Genomic DNA, 19,232 nt, shown 5'->3' with positions numbered 1-19,232 from the left:
GGGAGTGTTTATCGTCAGGCAGACGACTATGATCGCGGCATGCCCTACGACCCGTCGGACTACCCGCCCTTCGCTGTCACCGTGGACCTGGTCGTGCTGACCGTCCGGCGTCACGCGCTCTGCGCGCTGACGGTACGGCGGGGCGAACAGCCGTTCCAGGGGCGGTGGGCGTTGCCCGGCGGCTTCGTGCGGCCGGACGAGGATCTGTCGCAGGCCGCGGCCCGGGAGCTGGCCGAGGAGACCGGCCTGACCGCGCACGAACCGTCCGAGCCCGCTCAGGACAACGGCGCGCACCTGGAGCAGTTGGCGACCTACGGCGACCCGAAGCGCGACCCGCGGATGAGGGTCGTCAGCGTCGCCCACCTCGCCCTCGCCCCGGACCTGCCGGCACCCCGGCCGGGCGGGGACGCCAACAGCGCACGCTGGGCACCCGTCGAGGAACTGCTGGCACAGGGCGGCTACGGGCGTGACGGCGAACCGGTGGCGCCGTTGGCCTTCGACCACGCGCAGATCCTCGCGGACGGGGTGGAGCGTGCCCGCTCCAAGATCGAGTACTCCTCGCTGGCCACGGCCTTCTGCCCGCCGGAGTTCACGGTCGGCGAGCTGCGACGCGTGTACGAGGCGGTGTGGGGCGTGGCGCTGGATCCGCGCAACTTCCATCGCAAGGTGACGGGTACGCCCGGCTTCCTGGTGCCCACCGGCGGTACCACCACGCGGCAGGGAGGCCGCCCCGCCCAGCTTTTCCGCGCCGGCGGCGCAACCCTCCTCAACCCGCCGATGCTGCGCCCCGAGGTCTGACACGGCGAGGCCGAAGCCCTCGCCGCCGTGTACGGCGGCGACGGTCGTGGCAGCCCCGGCGGGCCCGCCGGGGAACGCGAGCCCGAGGATCGGGTCCGTAATTGGGACGCGGCCGGCCCGGCGACCGTGTGGCCGCCTGCGAAGTGAGCCTCAAGATGCCCGGAAAACCGGACATATCGCGCTATCTTGCTTCAGGTGATCCAGGCCATCGGATTGACCAGTAATCCCCGCAAGGAGCTTCCGCCTGCCGTCGACGATGTGTCCTTCGAGGCGCACTCCGGCCGCGTCACCGCACTCCTCGGGACCCCCGGCGCGGGCAAGTCGACAGCGCTGAAACTCATCCTCGAACTCCAACGGGGCCGTGGGATGACCTACTTCAGAGGCCGCCCCCTGCACCGCATCGCCCACCCCGCACGTGAAGTGGGCGTTCTCCTCGGCGACGTGCCCGGCCACCCCGCCCGCACGGTCCGAGGTCATCTGCGCATGCTGTGCGCGGCCGCGGGGCTGCCCACGCGGCGTGCCGACGAAGTCCTGGAGGTCGTGGGCCTGGTCAGCCTGCGCGAGGCGAGGCTGAACACGCTGTCGAGGGGCATGGACCGCCGCCTCGGCCTGGCCTGCGCCCTGCTGTCCGATCCGCACACCCTCGTGCTGGACGACCCCGCCGACGGGCTGGCCGTCCGCGAAGGCCGATGGCTGCACGGGATCACGCGGGCACACGCCGAGCAGGGCGGCACGGTCCTGTTCACCACCGCCGACTCCAAGGAGGCCGCGCGGACCGCCGACCGGGTCCTCACCCTCGAACGAGGTCGACTTGTCGCCGATCAGGAGGTCGCCGACTTCTCCCGCACCCGGCTACGGCCCAGGGTCGCCGTCCGCACTCCGCATGCCGCCCGGCTCGGAGCGCTCATCATGAAGGAGGCCCGGGCCGCGCGACGGTCCGTGGAGGTCGTGCGCGAGGGTGGCAACCGGCTGTCGGTGTACGGCAGTACGTGCGCCGAGATCGGCGAGACCGTGTTTCGGCACGGCATCCTCGTCCACCGACTCGCGGACGAGATCGGGGACATGGGCCCCATGCAGTCGCCGATGCCACCGCCGGCGGCCGAAGGAGGCCCTGAGGCGGCCGAGAGTGCTCGTGGCTCGCTTCAGGGGGCCCAGGAGCCGCCTGAGGCGTGGCGGACGCCTGGCGAAGGATCTCAGGCACCCGCCGCAGAGCCTCAGGTGGCAGCGGCCGGACCGCGGACACCGGCCGACGACGCACCGGACGTCAACTCCGTGCCTCTCGACGACCTCGGCCCTCATGCTCGTTCCGCGCCGCACGCGGATCCCGGATCCCGTGACCACTTCGGGCCGGATTCGGACTCCGGACCTCGTGACAGCCTTGTGCCACGCCCGGATCCCGGCCCCCGTGACCACCTCGTGCCGGACGACGGTCCCTTGCTCGGTGTCCCCTGCGAGCTCCATGTCACCGCCGCCACCGAGGATCGCACCGCACCGTCACCCCCGGCACGGTCGTCCGACGCGGGCCCGCTGCCGCCGCTCCCGCCGCCCATCACCGTGCGCTCGGCGCCGAGTCCGCTGCGTCCGCTGCGCTACGAGCTGCGTCGGGCGGGCGGAGTCGGCACCGCGTACATCACCGCCGCGGCCGTACTTTTCACCTCCGCCCTCACGGCGGTGATCCTGGCCAGGATCGGGCACACCCCGCAGCCACGGCTGCTGGCCGCGTGGCCGCGGGAGCTGCCGTTGCCGCCCGCCGCGATCGGGGCGGGGCTGCTGGGGGCCATCGCCTTCGGCGACGAGTTCCGCCACCCCGCACTGGCCGCGGACCGCGGCACCGTTCCCCGTCGGCTGGGGCTGCTCCTCGCGAAACTCCTCGTCGCGGCGGCCACCGCGCTGCTGCTGGCCGTCCTCACCGTGGGCTGCGACCTCGAAGTGCTCTATCTCGTCCATGGGTCGGAGCTCGTTTCGGTCCCCGCCGACTGGTTCCCGCTCGGCGCGAGTTGGGTCGGCCTCGTCGTGGGGTGTGCCTGGGCGGGAGTGCTCGCGGCGGGTGTCTTCCGGTCCACATCCGCCGGGCTCGCGGCCGTGGTCGCCGTGCCCCTCCTCGTCGTACCGCTGGTGCAGAAGGTGCTGGAGGGATCGGCTGTGCGGAGTGCGGTCGGGTTTCCGCTGCGGCTGCGTGAGCTCGTACTGATGCAGTGGCCATTCGGGGGGGAGCGCTATCTGGAGGCCGCCACGCGAGCCGTCTCCCAACCGGTGGGCGGGGCACTGTTGTTGTCACTGACGGCACTGCTGGGGGCCTACGTGTTCACGAACCTGCGCAGCAGGGTCCGGTGATGATCGTCCTCATCCTTTCGTGCTCACCGTCCGTACTCTTCCGTTGGCGCAATGCGCACAACTCCTCGTAGAACGCACATTTCTTTCCGATAAGGCGTCAATTGCGACGGGGTGAGCGATCACCCTTTCGTGTGCTTTTCACCAAAGACCTCAAGGGAGTTGGAAACGCAGCCGACAAAGGATGCGTGAGTACCCTTGCGCACACCATGATGACCGCCGCCCGCTCCGCCGAATCCGGCCTCGCAGGACCGGGCGAACTCGACCGCTACCCGTACGCCGAGCACCCAGGCGTCGACCGCGTGGGCCTCCCCGCCTGGGACGGCGCGGACCCTGAGCTGGGGCGCGTGGGCCGCCGCGCCGCCGGGAGCCGCGGACGCGGGCTGCACGGCCAACTCGTCCAGCAGCTCGGTCAGATGATCGTCTCCGGCGACCTGGGCGCGGACCGCCCCCTCGTGCCCGAGGAGATCGGTCAGCGGTTCGAGGTCTCCCGCACCGTCGTCCGCGAATCCCTGCGCGTCCTGGAGGCCAAGGGCCTGGTCAGTGCCCGCCCGAACGTCGGCACGCGGGTCCGGCCGGTCAGCGACTGGAACCTCCTCGACCCGGACATCATCGAATGGAGGGCGTTCGGTCCGCAGCGCGACAGCCAGCGGCGCGAGCTCAGCGAACTGCGCTGGACCATGGAGCCGCTGGCCGCCCGCCTCGCCGCCGGCCACGGTCGTGACGACGTGCAGCAGCGCCTCGCTGACATGGTCGAGCTCATGGGCCACGCCATGGCTCAGGGTGACCCGCTGACCTTCTCGCGCGCGGACGCCGAGTTCCATTCGCTGCTCATCCAGCTCGCGGGCAACCGCATGCTGGAGCACCTCTCGGGGATCGTCTCCTCGGCCCTGCAGGTCTCCGGCGGCCCGGCCACCGGGTGTGACCGGCCGACCGAGTCGTCCCTGGCGCACCACGCCCGGATCGTCGACGCTCTCGCCGCAGGCGACGGCGGGGCGGCCGAGGCGGCCATGCGTCAACTGCTCACCGTCCACCCCGAGGTGGAGCGTGTGGTGCCGGCGCCGCGCGAACACTGAGGGCGCCGAGAGCGGGACAAGGGCGACACGGCCGGGGCGCAGGCTGCCCTACTGTGACGTCGCTCGACCGGCGGCACGACGGACGGCGGGCGCCGTCCGGGACGCGCGGGACGGCCGTCCCGAAGGGGCGGTCCGACTGCGGGGCGACTCGTCCCCGGGGGCCGCCGGGCCCTGGCGGGGTGGTGAGTCCTCGCGAGACGGGCGGCCTCGCGCGGGTGCCGGATCTCGGTGAGGATGGTGATCCACATTGAGGAGTTCGTTCGGGAATCGTTCGGGTACCTGTCCAAGCAGAACCGGTTGTGGCCTTGGTCGATCGCCTCTGGCGGTATCTGACCGCTTTTGAGCGCTTACGGGGTGTGACTCGGGCCACGCAGATTGGGCGTAACGCTCGTGGGAACAGCGCGATGACCTAAGAGGTGACAGCTGCGGAGGGAATACGGACGCCGTTCACGGCGCTGTGCATCTTCCCGGCCCTCGCCCGCACCGTCGGCCCACTCCCAAGCCGGTGGTCGGCTCCTGTCCACAGTGGACGGGGCCGGAAGCCGTTTTCCAACGTTCCGAGAGGTTGTTCGTGTCGGCCAGCACATCCCGTACGCTCCCGCCGGAGATCGCCGAGTCCGTCTCTGTCATGGCGCTGATTGAGCGGGGAAAGGCTGAGGGGCAGATCGCCGGCGACGATGTGCGTCGGGCCTTCGAAGCTGACCAGATTCCGGCCACTCAGTGGAAGAACGTACTGCGCAGCCTCAACCAGATCCTCGAGGAAGAGGGTGTGACGCTGATGGTCAGTGCTGCGGAACCCAAGCGCACCCGAAAGAGCGTCGCTGCGAAGAGTCCGGCCAAGCGCACCGCCACCAAGACGGTCGCGGCGAAGACGGTGACCACCAAGAAGGCCACCGCCACAACCGCCCCCGCGGTGCCCACGGCCGACGACTCCGCCGAGGACGCCTCGCCCGCCAAGAAGGCCGCCGCGAAGAAGGCGGTCGCCAAGAAGGCGGCCCCCGCCAAGAAGACCGTCGCCGCCAAGAAGACGGCGGCCAAGAAGACCACCTCCAAGAAGGACGACGGCGAGCTCGTCGACGAAGACGCCATCGAGGAGACCCCCGGCGGCAAGCCCGGCGAAGAGGAAGAGGAGGGGGCCGAGAACAAGGGCTTCGTCCTCTCCGACGACGACGAGGACGACGCGCCCGCCCAGCAGGTCGCCGTGGCCGGTGCCACCGCCGACCCGGTCAAGGACTACCTCAAGCAGATCGGCAAGGTCCCGCTGCTCAACGCCGAGCAGGAGGTCGAACTCGCCAAGCGCATCGAGGCCGGTCTGTTCGCCGAGGACAAGCTGGCCAACGCCGACAAGCTCGCCCCCAAGCTCAAGCGCGAGCTGGAGATCATCGCCGAGGACGGCCGCCGCGCCAAGAACCACCTCCTGGAGGCCAACCTCCGTCTGGTGGTCTCCCTGGCCAAGCGCTACACCGGCCGCGGCATGCTCTTCCTGGACCTTATCCAGGAGGGCAACCTCGGTCTGATCCGCGCGGTCGAGAAGTTCGACTACACCAAGGGCTACAAGTTCTCCACGTACGCCACCTGGTGGATCCGTCAGGCGATCACGCGCGCCATGGCCGACCAGGCCCGCACCATTCGTATCCCGGTGCACATGGTCGAGGTCATCAACAAGCTCGCGCGCGTCCAGCGTCAGATGCTCCAGGACCTGGGCCGCGAGCCCACCCCGGAGGAGCTGGCCAAGGAACTCGACATGACCCCCGAGAAGGTCATCGAGGTCCAGAAGTACGGCCGCGAGCCCATCTCGCTGCACACCCCGCTGGGCGAGGACGGCGACAGCGAGTTCGGTGACCTCATCGAGGACTCCGAGGCCGTCGTCCCGGCCGACGCGGTCAGCTTCACGCTCCTGCAGGAGCAGCTGCACTCGGTGCTCGACACGCTCTCCGAGCGTGAGGCGGGCGTCGTCTCGATGCGCTTCGGTCTCACCGACGGCCAGCCGAAGACCCTCGACGAGATCGGCAAGGTGTACGGCGTCACGCGTGAGCGCATCCGTCAGATCGAGTCCAAGACGATGTCGAAGCTGCGCCACCCGTCCCGTTCGCAGGTTCTGCGCGACTACCTCGACTAGACGGCACGGCACCCGTCGGCTCGGTCGGTCCTGAAGGCCCGGTTCCCTCGAAGGAGCCGGGCCTTCGGCGTGTGTGCGGCATGCGGAAGCCGATCCGGTGGATCACTCTGGGTGTGCCATCCAAGTCCCGGAGTGAGGAGCGCGCATGCGTCGATCGTTCGCCCGACTGCTGGCCGTCGCGGCCACCGCGGCCGTCATACCGCTGGCGTCACCGCCACCGGCGACGGCCGACGTCGTCATCGGCGGTCATCCGGTCGAGATCTCACAGGCGCCCTGGACGGTGGCGCTGTCCAGTCGTGACCGGTTCGGGGGTACGCGGGCAGGACAGTTCTGCGGCGGTGTCGTGGTCGGCCGCTCGACCGTCCTGACGGCCGCCCATTGCCTCAGCGAGGACGTGCTGGGAGGTCCTCCTCCGGAACGGGTCCCCGATCTGCGGATCATCGTGGGCCGGGCCGAGCTGCAGTCGGCCGAGGGTCAGGAGGTCACGGTCAGCGGCGCCTGGGTCAACCCGGAGTACGACCCCTACACGAACGCCGGGGACTTCGCGGTGGTGACTCTCGCCTCACCGCTGCCCGAGAGCTCCGTCATCAGGTTGGCGGGCTCCGGGGACGCCGCGTACGCGCCGGGCACACAGGCCACGGTCTACGGCTGGGGGGACACCACGGGCGCCGGCGACTATGCGCGGAACCTGCGGGCTGCGCCGGTGAGGGTGCTGGCCGACGACGTCTGCGAGCGGGCCTATCCGGGCAGCGCTGAAGGCAGATATCTGTCCGGCTCCATGGTGTGCGCCGGGGAGCAGGACGGCGGCCGGGACGCCTGCCAGGGGGACAGCGGAGGGCCGCTGGTCGCCCAGGGGAAGCTGATCGGGCTCGTCTCGTGGGGCAGCGGCTGTGGGCTCGCCGGGAACCCCGGCGTCTACACCAGGGGCTCGTACGTGGCCCGGGTGCTCGCGGGGAGCCGCTGAGGCGCGGTACGCGGCCGTACGCCACGGTGTGTGCGGCACGAGAGCGGGCGGCCACCCCGTGTGTACGGGAGTGGCCGCCCGGTCACCGGCCTCGAGCCGGTGGCGGCTCGTCGTGGGTGTGAAGCGTCAGCGCTCGTCCTCTTCCGCGGTTGCGGGAGCTGCCGTGAGCCGCTCCGTCTCGTCCTGTATCTCCGCGGCGATCTTCTTGAGCTCCGGCTCGAACTTGCGGCCGTGGTGGGCGCAGAACAGCAGCTCTCCACCGCTCAGCAGGACGACGCGCAGGTAGGCCTGGGCGCCGCAGCGGTCGCATCGGTCAGCGGCCGTCAGCGGGGTCGCGGGGGTCAGAACAGTAGTCACGTCGCCTCTTCTCTAGCTCGACGAGCTGTCGTACCAGGGTCAACATCCAACCAGGCCGAAAACGTTCCCGCTCGCGGCTTTAACTCGAAAAAATCTTTCCGGGCCGGCTGTCTGCTGCCGGTTGGCGGCGAATGAGCCGTAGTGCGTGTCTTCGTGTCGTACGGGCTTCGCGCTGTCGGTCGGTGGTTTTGGTGGTTGTTCTTTCGGTTGTACGGTCCTCCCGGCTGGGTTGCCGGTTGTTCATGAGGACGTGCCCGGAGCCTAAATGGTTCATGCCCCGAAGGGAACGTGATATGTACTTCACCCCATCGAGGGATCGAACGTGCATGCGACGCTGGACTACTCTGAGTTTCGGACGAGGGTGGCGTTACAACGGCTCTACCAGGCCTCGGTACCCTCGGACCGGCAACAGAGCCCGGCCCCTTACCCAAATGGGCCTCACCTGAAATTCAGCGAGGAGCGAACCGCGTGACCGCCGATACGTCCGTGCCGTCCACAGCGCTGCTGACCGGAGCAGACCGGGACGGTTCCAACTACACCGCGCGGCACCTTCTCGTCCTCGAGGGGCTCGAGGCCGTGCGGAAGCGCCCCGGCATGTACATCGGCTCGACCGACAGTCGAGGCCTGATGCACTGCCTCTGGGAGATCATCGACAACTCCGTGGACGAGGCCCTCGGGGGCTACTGCGACCACATCGAGGTCATCCTCCACGACGACGCCTCCGTGGAGGTGCGGGACAACGGCCGGGGCATCCCGGTCGACATCGAGCCCAAGACCGGCCTGTCCGGCGTCGAGGTCGTGATGACCAAGCTGCACGCCGGCGGAAAGTTCGGCGGCGGCTCGTACGCCGCCTCCGGCGGTCTGCACGGCGTGGGCGCCTCCGTGGTGAACGCGCTCTCCGCCCGTCTGGACGTCGAGGTCGACCGCAGCGGCAGCACCCACGCCATCAGCTTCCGGCGCGGCGTGCCCGGCGCCTTCGCGGGCCACGGCGCGGACGCCAGGTTCGAGACCGGCGGCCTGCGCAAGGGCAAGCGGATCCCCAAGACGCGCACCGGCACACGCGTGCGCTACTGGGCCGACCGCCAGATCTTCCTCAAGGACGCCAAGCTGTCGCTGGAGCACCTGCACCAGCGCGCCCGTCAGACCGCCTTCCTCGTGCCCGGACTGACGATCGTGGTCCGTGACGAGCTCGGCCTCGGCGAGGGCGGCAGCAAGGGCGAGGAGTCGTTCCGCTTCGACGGCGGCATCAGCGAGTTCTGCGAGTACCTGGCCTCCGACAAGCCGGTGTGCGACGTCCTCCGCTTCTCCGGGCAGGGCACCTTCAGGGAGACCGTGCCCGTCCTGGACGAGCACGGCCAGATGACGCCCACCCAGGTCACCCGTGAGCTCGCTGTCGACGTCGCCATGCGCTGGGGCACGGGCTACGACACGACCCTCAAGTCGTTCGTGAACATCATCGCCACCCCCAAGGGTGGTACCCACGTCGCGGGCTTCGAGCAGGCTGTGGCCGCCACCATGAACGAGGTGCTGCGCGCCAAGAAGATGCTGCGCGTCGCCGAGGACGACGTCGTCAAGGACGACGCCCTGGAGGGCCTCACCACCGTCGTCACCGTGCGCCTTGCCGAACCCCAGTTCGAGGGTCAGACCAAGGAGGTCCTCGGCACCTCGGCGGCCCGGCGTATCGTGACGCAGGTGGTCGCCAAGGAGCTCAAGGCGTTCCTGACCTCCACGAAGCGGGACGCCGCCGCCCAGGCGCGGGTCGTGATGGAGAAGGCCGTCGCCGCCGCCCGCACGCGTATCGCCGCGCGTCAGCACAAGGACGCGCAGCGCCGCAAGACGGCCCTGGAGTCCTCGTCCCTGCCCGCCAAGCTCGCCGACTGCCGCAGCGACGACGTCGAGCGCAGTGAGCTGTTCATCGTCGAGGGGGACTCGGCGCTCGGCACGGCGAAGCTCGCGCGGAACTCCGAGTTCCAAGCGCTGCTGCCGATCCGGGGCAAGATCCTCAACGTCCAGAAGTCGTCCGTGACGGACATGCTCAAGAACGTTGAGTGCGGCGCGATCATCCAGGTCATAGGGGCCGGATCCGGGCGTACGTTCGATATTGACGCGGCGCGCTACGGCAAGATCATCATGATGACCGACGCCGATGTGGACGGGTCGCACATCCGGTGCCTGTTGCTGACGCTCTTCCAGCGGTACATGCGGCCGATGGTCGAGGCGGGGCGGGTCTTCGCGGCCGTGCCGCCGCTGCACAGGATCGAGCTGGTCCAGCCCAAGAAGGGTCAGGACAAGTACGTCTACACGTACTCGGACCGTGAGCTGCGCGACAAGCTGCTGGAGTTCCAGAGCAAGGGCGTCCGGTACAAGGACTCCATTCAGCGCTACAAGGGCCTCGGTGAGATGGACGCGGACCAGCTGGCGGAAACGACGATGGATCCCAGGCACCGCACTCTGCGGCGGATCAACCTGTCGGACCTGGAAGCTGCGGAGCAGGTGTTCGATCTGCTGATGGGCAACGACGTGGCGCCGCGCAAGGAGTTCATCTCCAGCTCGGCGGCGACGCTGGACCGGTCGCGCATCGACGCGTAGCCGCTGCGGCGGGCTTGGGCCGGGATGCCTTCGGTTCCCTGTGGGCCGGGGGCGTCTCGGGGTGTCCGTGCTCGAACGGCGCGGGAACGGTCGCCTGGAACGTCCGGCCCGTTGACGCGCCAACCGCTGCGGGCGCCCCCGACGCGCCCCCTTCTCGCCGTTCACGGCCGGCCCGCCGTCGGGGTGTGCCTTCAGCGCATAGGTGACCGTCCGGGTTCGGGTCTTTCGTCTCGGGTGGGGGAGGCTGGCCGGGGCTTCACCTGATGGGGTGAAGAATCGTGAAGAGGTGCGCCAGGGGTCTTTCTGTTCTGTCCATGCTTGGGCATGCAGTCAAGCACCGGCCGTCCCCGCCGACGCGGGGGTGGTTCTGAGAGCCCGGTAGAGCAGCCCGACGGGCACGGCCTCGCCAGCGAGGACGTGCGGTTCGACGATCCCTGGTACGACGCGCTGGCCTCCGGCTGGGGGGAGTTGGACGGGACGGGCGGGCCTGCCCCGGTCGTGGCCGAGGTGCGGGAGAGCGGGGGCGGGGGCGCGGCGGACGTCTATCTGGAGGTCCAGCGGAGCGCGGCCTTCCAGGAGGTGCGCAGCCGCTACCGCAGGTTCGTGATTCCGGGCGTCGCCGTCTTCTTCAGCTGGTATGTGGCGTACGTCGTGACGGCGACCACGGCCCCGGGGCTGATGGCACGACCGGTGGCGGGCGCGGTGAACGTGGCGATGCTGGCGGGGCTCGGACAGTTCCTCACGACGTTCCTGTTCACCTGGGCGTACGCACGCCACGCCAGGCTGCGTCGGGACCGGGCGGCGCTCGATCTGCGGTGGGACACCCAGGAGTTGACGCGCGGCGTCAGAGGGGGCGAGCGGTGACGGCCGACCATCAGACGCTGGCGCTGCTGCTGTTCAGCGTGTTCGTGGCGGTCACGTTGGGCATCACGACGTGGGTGAGCCGCCATCGGCACGGCTCGGCGGAGGAGTTCTACGCCGGCGGGCGGCTGTTCTCGCCGATGGAGAATGGTTTTGCCATCGCGGGCGACTACATGTCCGCCGCATCCTTCCTCGGTATCTCCGGGCTCATCGCGCTCTTCGGGTACGACGGGCTGCTCTACTCGGTGGGCTTCCTGGTCGCCTGGCTCGTGGTGCTGTTCCTGGTGGCCGAACTGGTGCGCAACTGCGGGCGGTTCACACTCGCCGACGTCGTCGCGGCGCGGATGAGCGAGCGGCCGGTGCGGATCGCGGCGGGAACTTCCTCGGTGACCGTGTCCGTTCTGTACCTGGTGGCGCAGATGGTCGGAGCGGGCACCCTCGTCGCGCTGCTGCTGGGGGGAGAGAGCGAGGCGGCGCAGGCCTGGACGGTCATCGGGGTCGGCGCGCTCATGGTCGTCTATGTGTCGTTGGGAGGGATGCGGGCCACCACCTGGATCCAGATCGTGAAAGCGGTCCTGCTGATGGGCGGGGCGATCGCGCTGACCGTGCTCGTACTGGTGCGGTTCCACGGCGACTTCGACCAGTTGCTGCGCACGGCGGCCGAACGCAGCGGACACGGCGCCGCGTTCCTCGCGCCCGGGTTGAAGTACGGCGGTGACTGGGTCGCGCGCCTGGACTTCATCAGCCTCGGACTCGCCCTGGTACTGGGCACGGCCGGGCTGCCGCACATCCTGTCGCGCTTCTACACGGTGCCCACCGCGCGGGCCGCACGCCGCTCGGTGGTCTGGTCGATCGGTCTCATCGGCGGCTTCTATCTGATGACGATCGTCCTGGGCTTCGGCGCGGCCGCCATCGTCGGCCCGGAGACCGTACGGGGTTCCAACGCGTCCGGGAACACGGCGGTGCCGTTGCTGGCCCTCGACCTGGGCGGCGGCCCGGACTCCACTGGCGGAACGGTTCTGTTCGCGATCGTCGCCGCCATCGCCTTCGCCACGATCCTCGCGGTCGTCGCCGGCATCACCCTCGCCTCGTCCGCGTCCGTCGCCCATGACCTGTACGCGTCGCTGCGGCGCAGACGTTCGAAGCCGCGCGGCGAGGTCGCCGTGGCACGTACGGCCGCCGTCGGTATCGGCGTGGTCGCGATCGGGCTCGGGCTGCTCGCCAAGGACCTCAACGTGGCCTTTCTCGTCGGCCTCGCCTTCGCGGTCGCCGCCTCCGCCAACCTGCCCGTGCTGCTGTACTCGCTGTTCTGGCGCGGCTTCACCACACGCGGCGCGGTGTGGTCCGTGTACGGCGGACTGATCCCCTCCGTGGTTCTCGTGCTGTTGTCGCCCGTCGTGTCGGGGAGCGCCGACTCGCTGTTCCCCGGCGTCGACTTCCAGTACTTCCCGCTGCAGAACCCGGGCCTCGTCTCCATCCCCCTGGGCTTCCTCGCGGGCTGGCTCGGCACCGTCATGTCGGCCGAGCCACCGGACGAGGCGAAGCACGCGGAGACCGAGGTGCGGTCGCTGACGGGCGCCGGGGCGGTGTGAGTGCCAGGGGCGCGTACGCCGGCGTACGGGCTTCAGAAAGGCGCTCAGGGCGCTCAGGGCGTACGGGAGACACGTTGGCGGGTTGTGGGAGGTCTCAGAGGCGGGTCACCCACTCGTAGCGGTGCTCCGGGCGGCCGGCGTCGCCGTACTTGAGGGTCAGCCGGGCCCGTCCGGTGCGTTCCAGCAGCTTCAGATAGCGCTGGGCGGTCTGGCGGCTCAGGCCGGTCCGTTCGGCGATCTCCTGGGCGGACAGCGCTCCCTCGGCGGTCATCAGGGCGCGGCGCACCAGCTCGGTGGTGGTGGGGGAGTGGCCCTTGGGCAGTTCGGGCTCGCCGCCCGCCGACAGCGCGCCGAAGATCCGGTCCACCTCGGCCTGTTCGGCCTCGCCGCCACCGTCCAGGGTGCGCCGCAACTCCGCGTACGCCTCCAGCTTCGCCCGCAGTCCGGCGAACGCGAACGGTTTGACCAGGTACTGGAGCGCGCCCTGGCGCATCGCGGCCTGGACGGTGGAGACGTCGCGGGCCGCCGTCACCATGATCACGTCGCTCTGGTGGCCACGGCGCCGCATCTCCTGGACGACCATGAGGCCCGTGCCGTCCGGCAGATAGTGGTCCAGGAGGACCAGGTCCACATGGGGCAGCATCTCCAACCGGTGCAGCGCCTCGGCCGCGTTGTGGGCCACACCGGCGACGTGGAAACCGGCGACCTTCTCCACGTAGGCGGCGTTGACGCGGGCGACTCTGATGTCGTCGTCCACGATCAGGACCTCGATCATCGCGACTCCTTGTCGGCGGCTGTGATGGCGGTTTCGGGCTCCCGCTCGGGGCCCGGTCGTCCGTCGAGGCCGGCCGTCGGCTCGTCCTGCCGGGCCGGCTCGTCGGCGGGTGCCGTAGAGATAAGCGCCGGTGTGGGCGTCGGCGTCACCAGGCCCTGTTCCGCTAGTGCGTCGGGCAGGACGACGGTGAACTCCGCGCCACCGCCCGCCGCCTCCGCGACCCGGGCGCTGCCGCCCTGCCGCTCGGCGAGCCGACGCACCAGGGAGAGGCCGATGCCGCGCTCGCGATGGGCCGGCGGCGCCTTGGTGGACCAGCCCTCCGTGAAGATCAACTCGCGCTTGTCGGGTGGGACTCCGGGGCCGGTGTCGCGGACCCGGAGGATCGCCGTACGCCCCTCGGCGCGCAGATCGACCTCCACGCGCGCGTGCGGCGTGCCCGCGACGGCGTCCAGGGCGTTGTCGACGAGGTTGCCGACGATCGTGACCAGCCCACGGGGGTCGATCAGCCGGTCGGGCAGCATCGTGCCGCCCGCGACCGACAGGGCCACTCCGCGCTCGGCCGCGACGGTCGCCTTGCCGACCAGTACCGCGGCGAGCAGCGGATCGTGGATCTTCTCGGTGAACTGCTCGGCGGTCGCCCGGTGGTCGCCGACCACCTCGCCGACGAACTCCACCGCCTCGTCGTACATCTCCAGTTCGAGCAGGCCGAGGAGCGTGTGCATCCGGTTGGCGTGCTCGTGGTCCTGGGCGCGCAGGGCGTCCGTCAGACCGCGCGTGGAGTCGAGTTCGCGGCCGAGCTGCTCCAGCTCGGTGCGGTCGCGCAGGGTGGCGACGGCGCCGCCGTCGTCGGTGGGCATGCGGTTGGTGACCAGCACGCGCTGACCGCGCACGGTCAGCAGGTCGGTGCCGGTGACGCGGCCCGCCAGCACATCGGTCGTACGGCCGGGGCCGAGCGCGTCGTCGAGCGACCTGCCGACCGCCTCGTCGCCTATCCCGAGCAGCCGCCGCGCCTCGTCGTTGAGGAGGCGTACGCGCCCGGCGCGGTCCAGCGCGACCACGCCCTCCCGGATGCCGTGCAGCATTGCCTCGCGCTCCGCCAGCAGCCCCGCGATATCGGAGAAGGCCAGGTCCCGGGTCTGGCGGTGAACCCGCCGTGAGATCAGATACGCGGCCAGCGCCCCGACAGCCATGGCTCCGCCGGCGTACGCCAGGAGCCCGGGGATCGCGTGGATCAGCCGGGCGCGCACGCTGTCGTACTCGATACCCACCGAGACGGCACCGACGATCTTCCCGTCGGCGTCGCGCAGCGGCACCTTGCCCCGGGCGGAGCGTCCCAGCGTCCCCGAGTCGATCTCCATGACCTCGTTCCCGGCGAGGGCTCGGCGTGGGTCGGTCGAGACGAGCCCGCCGATCTCCGCCGGGTCGGGGTGCGACCAGCGCACCCCGACCCTGTCCATCACGACCACGTACTCGGCTCCGCTGGCCTTCCGGATCCGCTCGGCCTCGACCTGTACGGGGCCGTTCACGGACGGCCGCGTCGACACCAGGTCCTCCGCGATCTGCGGCTGGACCGCGGTGGTCTGCGCGATCGCGAGGGCCCTACGCATCGCCTGGTCGTCCAGTTGTTCGCTGAGCGGCGCGAGGAACAGCCCGGTCGCGAGCACGGCGACACCGGCGGCGATCGCCACCTGCATCAGCAGGACCTGCGAGAAAACCCGCCGCGGCATACCGAGACGCAGACGGCGTGCGGGGGGAGTGGGGCTCATGCCCATGACGGTACGTGGACAGGGTGGGCCGGTCGTAGAGGGGTGTGGCGTGGATCTCAGGTGCCGGGTGTTTGCACGGCGACGGGGACCCCGGAGCCGCGGGCTGGGGCTGGGGCTGGGGCTGGGGCTGGGGCTGGGGCTGGGGCTGGGGCTGGGGCTGGGCGGACTGTCGGCCGGCTGGCCTGTCGACCGGCGGCTGTGCCGCGACAGGCCACCGATCAGCCGGCTGTCACCCAGGTCATGGCCGGGTGCGCCTAGCGCGCGAGCGCGGCCGGTGACAGCTCGCGCACGGTCAGTACGTCCATCCTCGCCGGGGAGCCCAGCGGTGAGCCGCAGCTCTCCGGGCGGGGCGGCTGGGCGGAGCCCTGGGCGACGGAGACGGTCCAGCGGCGGCCGTCGGTGTGGGCGACGGTCACCTCCCAGCGCGGTGCCGCGCCGTCCGTGCGGAGGACCGTGAGCGCGTCGGCCGCGTCCTCACCGGTCTCGGTCCGCACCGCCAGTTCGGCCGCCTGCCCGGGACGCTCCCAGGCGGAGCTCCCGCGGCACCCCTCGGTGACGACGCGGCCTTCCCGTACGCCTCGGAGGACCTCCTTGACGTGCTGGGCCTCGGCGCGGCCGTACACGTAACCGAAGGGCAGCACGAGCAGGGTGGGGGAGAAGCGGTGACCACCCAGATGGGTGACCTCCCAGGTGCCCTCGACTCCGGAGGCGGCCAGTTCGGCGGCGAGCGGCCGGCCGAGGAGGGCGCAGCAGCGGTCGCGCCTGCCGTTGGTGCAGACGAGTGCGAGGGGGGCGCCGGTGTGGCGGCGGCCCCGCAGCACCGTCCCGAAGGTGTGGTGGTCGCCTTGGCCGAGGGCGGTGAAGTCGAGGTCGAGCAGCCGCTCTGGGGCGGACGTCATGGCGCTGTGCAGCCAGACGTTCCCGGGAACGGTGTGGGCCACATACACACGGCGCTCGCGGACCTCTCGGCAGTCCGCGTGGCGGCCGGGGCGCCGGATGAGCGCCACGCGTACGCCGGTGCCCTCTGCCGCGGCTTCGAGGGCGCGGCCGAGCACGGGGTCGAGGTGGCTCGAAGTGAGCGCCTTGACGCCCCAGGGACCGGGCTGCTCCAGCAGCAGCCATGTCCTCGCCGTGGCGGCGGTCCCCGCGAGAGGCTCGTCGAGGTGTCGGGACGCGGATGTGCACGTACTCACAGAGGTGAGCCTAACCTGACTTCCGCCCGAGCGACTTCCGGCCGGGCCGAAGGGGTGCGCCGGGGGCGTGCAGGGGGCGTGAACGGACGACCTCGGGTCGCAACGTGCCGGGGTGGCCCGACCGGGACCGAGGCGCTCGCCGTCGTGGGACGGCGGCGCGAGGGGCCCGCGCTGTAGTGCAGGCGAGCCCCCGTGAAGGATCAGGCGTCGGGGATGTCCGACTTTGCCCGGATGAGAGTGTCGCGGCTGATGACCACGATCCTCTCGTAGTCAGCGCGCGAGGCGTCAGCAGGAAGCTCGGGGTCGAGTCTCTCTGTCTGGTCGGTCCCGATCACTGCGAAGTTGCCATCCTGCAGTTCGAAGATGTCTGGGCATGTCTGCCCCGCGGCACTGCCCCTCTCGCGAGGGGACGCACCGATGCGGCGCACGATTTTCAACGGGATTCGATCCTTGAGCTGTGAGTGGTGAGTGGTGAAACGGGCGGGGCCAACCTAGCCGTCCCGAGCCGGTTGATGCGCATGCATCGAAGACGCGATGGAGTGAAGCCAGGGGCAGGGGTCGCGATACGCGCGGCGAGCGCCGTAGGGGGTGAAGGGGGTGAAGAAGGTTGCGCTCGTCGGTCGGCTGGCTAGCGAACTGCCGCACTCGGCCGACGGCTCGTCCGCGGCTCTCCTCGGTAAGCCGACCGTCAGTCCGCGACCCGCCTCACTCGGCGGGCGGATCGCCCACGACCCACCACTCGTCCGTGCTCGCGTCCTCCAGGTCGCTGATCAAGGTGTCGACCATCCTGCCGATCTCCGACTCCTCCGAGCCCTCCTTCAGACTCGACCGGTGGTGACGCGTGGCAGCCCAGTAGTCGCGCATCAGGGTGCTCTGAAAGATGCCGCGGAGGTGCCCGTACAGTTCGGCCCGGCTGAAGACGCCCACCCGGTAACCCTGCAGGACGTGCGTGTAGAGGAGATTGGCGAAGAGGTACTGCCGCTGCCTGTCGGTGGGCAGTTCCTCCTCGTAGGCGTTCAGCACGGGCAGCAGGGTCGGGTCCGCGGCAGCCTTCATGACCAGGTCGAAGTTGTGCCGCTGATAGGCGATCAGGGCCGCACGCTGCTCGGTCTCGCGCTCCAGCCGTTCCAGGCGCCGAAGCACGGTGTGGATGCGCCGCTCCACGGCGAACGTGCCCAGCGCTCCCACCGCGAAGGCGAGACCCGCTGCCGCGGCGGGGCCGAGTCCCCGTGCCCCAGGATTCTGTGTGGCCATGTCAACCCCCGGTTCAGGCGGCCGTCCGCCGGTCGTCGGACGCGGGTCGACGGGATGGGGACCGGCGAGCGGTGGGCGGCGCTTGCCGCCTCTCAGTGTCGCCGAGCGGCGCTGGTCGGCAGGGAGGCGGAGAGGAGGCGCACGGAGGGATGAGCGGGTCGCGCGGACCGGCGCATGCCCGACGTGTGCCCCGCGGGCGCCGCCAACAATCGTTCACTCCACGGGGGGCTCGCCCTCACTCGTATCCTGGGGCGGCATTCAATGGACGGACGAGAGCTGCGGCGTCCCGGTGAGAGCCGGTCCATGAGCCGCCCTCGTGCGGTGGTCGGCCGTGAGCCGGCGCATGCAACGGTGTGAGAGAGGGCGCGTGTTGAACCAGTCGTCGAGGCAGGGTCCGGGACTGGGGCAGGGGCAGGGGCAGGGGCCAGGGCCGAGTCCGCAGGGTTCGCCGCAGGTTCCCGTCGTCGTCCTCGCCGGGTTCCTCGGTTCCGGTAAGACCACCCTGCTCAATCACCTTCTCCACCGCAGTGGCGGCAGCCGTATCGGTGCCGTCGTCAACGACTTCGGGGCGATCGAGATCGACGCGATGGCCGTGGCCGGGGCGCTCGGCGATTCCACCGTGTCGCTGGGCAACGGGTGTCTGTGCTGTGCCGTCGACGTCAGTGAGCTGGATGTCTATCTGGAGAGGCTCGCCGAGCCCGCTGCCGGGATCGACGTCATCGTCATCGAGGCGAGCGGGCTGGCCGAGCCGCAGGAGCTCGTGCGGATGGTGCTCGCCAGTGAGAGCCCCCGGGTGGTGTACGGCGGACTCGTCGAAGTCGTGGACGCGGCCGAGTTCCCGGAGACCCGGCGGCGGCATCCCGAGATCGACCGGCATCTGGCCCTCGCCGACCTCGTTGTCGTCAACAAGCTCGACCGGGCCGAGGACGGGGAGCGGGTCCTGTCGCTCGTCCGGTCGCTCAGCGACCGTGCGGCCGTCGTGCCCGCCACCTACGGGCGCATCGACCCCGAGTTCCTCTTCGACTGCCGGCCCTCCGAGGAGCGCATCGGTCAGCTCTCCTTCGACGACCTCCACCGGCACGACCGCGACGGGCAGGACGAGGAGGACGAGGAGGACGGGCACGATCACGCCGGGCATCTGCACTCCGGCTACGACAGCGTCGCCTTCGTCTCCGACGTGCCGGTCGACCCCCGGCGGCTCATGGGGTTCCTGGACGGGAGGGCCGACGGGCTCTACCGCATCAAGGGGTACGTCGACTTCGGGCCGTACGACCCCCGGAACCGCTACGCCGTGCATGCGGTCGGGCGGTTCCTGCGGTTCTACCCGGAGCCCTGGGCGGAGTGCGACGGGAACGGTGACGAGAGCCGTCTCAGTCAACTCGTGCTCATCGGAGCCGGAATCGACGCCCCCGCGCTGCTCAAGGAGTTGGAGGCGTGCAGGGCCGAGAACGACGCCCCGCAGGCCGACGAGCACGGCATGTGGGGCGTCCTTCGCTACGTCCAGGAGGTGGTGGCCGAGGAGCCCGAGGCCTCCTACGACTACCGGTGAACGCCTCG

Annotated in this window: 15 protein-coding genes; 9 read left to right on the top strand and 6 right to left on the bottom strand. The window is 70.5% G+C overall.

Going from position 1 to position 19,232, the window contains the following annotated elements:
- Positions 1-39 precede the first annotated feature (39 nt).
- The 5 genes from OG622_RS14340 to OG622_RS14320 all read left to right on the top strand — a co-directional run bounded on the left by OG622_RS14340 (position 40) and on the right by OG622_RS14320 (position 7,288).
- Positions 40-798 carry an NUDIX domain-containing protein gene (locus OG622_RS14340; protein ID WP_239757660.1) on the top strand — a complete coding sequence of 253 codons (759 nt, stop codon included), beginning with the start codon at positions 40-42 and terminating at the stop codon, positions 796-798.
- A gap of 195 nt (positions 799-993) precedes the next feature.
- Positions 994-3,132, top strand: coding sequence for an ATP-binding cassette domain-containing protein (locus tag OG622_RS14335; protein WP_371576367.1), 2,139 nt, complete (start codon positions 994-996; stop codon positions 3,130-3,132).
- 185 nt (positions 3,133-3,317) lie between these two features.
- Positions 3,318-4,205 (top strand): FadR/GntR family transcriptional regulator, encoded by an 888-nt coding sequence (locus tag OG622_RS14330; protein WP_371576365.1) that lies wholly within the window; start codon positions 3,318-3,320, stop codon positions 4,203-4,205.
- A 571-nt stretch (positions 4,206-4,776) separates the two neighbouring features.
- Complete coding sequence (locus OG622_RS14325) at positions 4,777-6,324, top strand: RNA polymerase sigma factor (protein WP_371576364.1); 1,548 nt, start codon at positions 4,777-4,779, stop codon at positions 6,322-6,324.
- Positions 6,325-6,469: 145 nt separating this feature from the next.
- Positions 6,470-7,288 carry a trypsin-like serine protease gene (locus tag OG622_RS14320; protein WP_371576362.1) on the top strand — a complete coding sequence of 273 codons (819 nt, stop codon included), beginning with the start codon at positions 6,470-6,472 and terminating at the stop codon, positions 7,286-7,288.
- A gap of 126 nt (positions 7,289-7,414) precedes the next feature.
- On the opposite strand, the gene OG622_RS14315 is transcribed toward OG622_RS14320, so the two are convergent.
- Entirely contained in the window at positions 7,415-7,645 is a 231-nt protein-coding gene (locus OG622_RS14315) for a hypothetical protein (protein WP_013000244.1), read from the bottom strand.
- Between the two features lie 468 nt (positions 7,646-8,113).
- Between OG622_RS14315 and OG622_RS14310 the strand changes: the two genes are divergently transcribed.
- The 3 genes from OG622_RS14310 to OG622_RS14300 all read left to right on the top strand — a co-directional run bounded on the left by OG622_RS14310 (position 8,114) and on the right by OG622_RS14300 (position 12,687).
- Positions 8,114-10,234 (top strand): type IIA DNA topoisomerase subunit B, encoded by a 2,121-nt coding sequence (locus OG622_RS14310; protein WP_371576360.1) that lies wholly within the window; start codon positions 8,114-8,116, stop codon positions 10,232-10,234.
- A gap of 324 nt (positions 10,235-10,558) precedes the next feature.
- A complete protein-coding gene (locus tag OG622_RS14305) occupies positions 10,559-11,098 on the top strand; it encodes a DUF485 domain-containing protein (RefSeq protein WP_371576358.1) in 540 nt (179 codons plus the stop codon).
- Positions 11,095-12,687: a cation acetate symporter gene (locus OG622_RS14300; protein WP_371576356.1), complete on the top strand. Its 1,593-nt coding sequence runs from the start codon at positions 11,095-11,097 to the stop codon at positions 12,685-12,687. Before OG622_RS14305 ends, OG622_RS14300 begins: the two co-directional genes overlap by 4 nt.
- A gap of 94 nt (positions 12,688-12,781) precedes the next feature.
- Here the strand turns inward: OG622_RS14300 and OG622_RS14295 are convergent, their stop codons facing one another.
- From OG622_RS14295 to OG622_RS14275, 5 genes are all read right to left on the bottom strand, one after another.
- Entirely contained in the window at positions 12,782-13,462 is a 681-nt protein-coding gene (locus OG622_RS14295) for a response regulator (RefSeq protein WP_371576354.1), read from the bottom strand.
- Positions 13,459-15,228: an ATP-binding protein gene (locus tag OG622_RS14290; protein ID WP_371576352.1), complete on the bottom strand. Its 1,770-nt coding sequence runs from the start codon at positions 15,226-15,228 to the stop codon at positions 13,459-13,461. The genes OG622_RS14295 and OG622_RS14290 overlap by 4 nt, the downstream gene beginning before the upstream one ends.
- Positions 15,229-15,482: 254 nt before the next feature.
- Positions 15,483-16,421, bottom strand: a complete 939-nt coding sequence (locus tag OG622_RS14285) for a sucrase ferredoxin (RefSeq protein ID WP_371576350.1) — start codon at positions 16,419-16,421, stop codon at positions 15,483-15,485.
- A 200-nt stretch (positions 16,422-16,621) separates the two neighbouring features.
- Complete coding sequence (locus tag OG622_RS14280; protein WP_371576348.1) at positions 16,622-16,858, bottom strand: hypothetical protein; 237 nt, start codon at positions 16,856-16,858, stop codon at positions 16,622-16,624.
- A 268-nt stretch (positions 16,859-17,126) separates the two neighbouring features.
- Positions 17,127-17,675, bottom strand: coding sequence for a DUF6082 family protein (locus OG622_RS14275; RefSeq protein ID WP_371576346.1), 549 nt, complete (start codon positions 17,673-17,675; stop codon positions 17,127-17,129).
- Between the two features lie 367 nt (positions 17,676-18,042).
- Here OG622_RS14275 and OG622_RS14270 point away from each other — a divergent pair, with 367 nt between their 5' ends.
- Positions 18,043-19,224: a GTP-binding protein gene (locus OG622_RS14270; RefSeq protein WP_371576344.1), complete on the top strand. Its 1,182-nt coding sequence runs from the start codon at positions 18,043-18,045 to the stop codon at positions 19,222-19,224.
- Positions 19,225-19,232 lie beyond the last annotated feature (8 nt).

Source organism: Streptomyces sp. NBC_01314 (assembly GCF_041435215.1).
Taxonomy (GTDB): domain Bacteria; phylum Actinomycetota; class Actinomycetes; order Streptomycetales; family Streptomycetaceae; genus Streptomyces.
This window is presented reverse-complemented; position numbering and strand designations above follow the sequence as displayed.

Bases quoted from the DNA above. Each gene is read 5' to 3' on its own strand.
- OG622_RS14290 (WP_371576352.1), bottom strand. From the start codon at position 15,228: ATGAGCCCCACTCCCCCCGCACGCCGTCTGCGTCTCGGTATGCCGCGG.
- OG622_RS14295 (WP_371576354.1), bottom strand. From the start codon at position 13,462: ATGATCGAGGTCCTGATCGTGGACGACGACATCAGAGTCGCCCGCGTC.
- OG622_RS14275 (WP_371576346.1), bottom strand. From the start codon at position 17,675: ATGGCCACACAGAATCCTGGGGCACGGGGACTCGGCCCCGCCGCGGCA.
- OG622_RS14305 (WP_371576358.1), top strand. From the start codon at position 10,559: ATGCAGTCAAGCACCGGCCGTCCCCGCCGACGCGGGGGTGGTTCTGAG.
- OG622_RS14340 (WP_239757660.1), top strand. From the start codon at position 40: ATGCCCTACGACCCGTCGGACTACCCGCCCTTCGCTGTCACCGTGGAC.
- OG622_RS14320 (WP_371576362.1), top strand. From the start codon at position 6,470: ATGCGTCGATCGTTCGCCCGACTGCTGGCCGTCGCGGCCACCGCGGCC.